This is a genomic window from Streptomyces sp. NPDC031670 (genome assembly GCF_055580545.1).
This window is the reverse complement of record NZ_JBVILC010000064.1, coordinates 693-1281: the sequence shown is the minus strand read 5'-3', so window position 1 is coordinate 1281 and position 589 is coordinate 693. Positions and strand designations below refer to the sequence as shown.

General features: G+C 52.8%; 1 protein-coding gene. It reads right to left on the bottom strand.

Annotated elements, in window-relative coordinates; translation table 11 throughout:
• Positions 1-389: hypothetical protein (locus ACZ5ID_RS37040; protein ID WP_468907218.1), on the bottom strand; the 389-nt coding region annotated here is incomplete at its 3' end.
• Positions 390-589: the final 200 nt, after the last annotated feature.

Sequence of the window (589 nt, the reverse complement as noted above, 5' to 3'; positions counted from 1 at the left end):
ACCAGTTCAATCTCCGCCTTCAGGTTGTAGAGAGTGTGTGGTGCGGATTTCGCCAGGGTAGGGACGCTCTGTTGCGCCAGCTTGACTGCCTGCTGCTGATCATTAGATGAAAGAGTAGGCGTCGCCGACCCCAATGAAACTAAGCTAGCAAGCAGATCCGGAGGTAGCTTTCGTGCCTTGGCTGGGTACAGCTCCGGCGCTGCCTGATGCAGCAAGCTGGTGTAACAGACGAGTTTTTTGTCCGCTGCAGTCTCTCGCTGATGTCGCTGCGTCAATCGATCCAAGCTCTTCTTCAGACGGTCAAGAAGATCAACTCCAATGTAGAACTCGTTGCCCTTAACCTTTGCAGCGTTGCTACCAGTACCGCCGTGCAGGATGAGCGTGTCCACTCCCTCCAACGGACTCAGCGCGTTTACTAGGTATCGGTATTCGTAATGAAAACCTAGGCCGTATCGCCAATCCTTTGATAACCCAGCTGGTATACCGCTAAGCAGCTCATCGACTTCGTACTCATCGGTCGGATGTGTATAAGGCTGGTAAACGGGTCTGGTAATGATGATCGAAGTGATGGCTTCGTACTTGGGCTGAG